The organism is Microvirga pakistanensis (assembly GCF_004458765.1).
Classification (GTDB): Bacteria; Pseudomonadota; Alphaproteobacteria; order Rhizobiales; family Beijerinckiaceae; genus Microvirga; species Microvirga pakistanensis.
On sequence record NZ_SPJX01000455.1, the window covers coordinates 1 to 223 of the forward strand.

A 223-nucleotide genomic window follows, 5' to 3' on the forward strand; every position below is an offset into this window, starting at 1 on the left:
CAGGCTATCTCGGCGCCGGCAAGACCACCCTTCTCAACCGGATCCTCACCGAACCCCACGGCAAGAAATATGCCGTCATCGTGAACGAGTTCGGCGAGATCGGCATCGACACCGAGCTCGTTGTCGGCGCCGACGAGGAAGTATTCGAGATGAACAACGGGTGCATCTGCTGCACCGTGCGCGGCGACCTGATCCGCATCCTCGACGGCCTGATGAAGCGCAA

1 protein-coding gene is annotated in these 223 nt (G+C 61.0%); it reads left to right on the forward strand.

The genetic code is table 11. From position 1 onward, the window contains the following. On the forward strand, nt 1-223 hold a 223-nt coding region (locus E4K09_RS19985; RefSeq protein WP_280177486.1), incomplete at both ends, for a CobW family GTP-binding protein.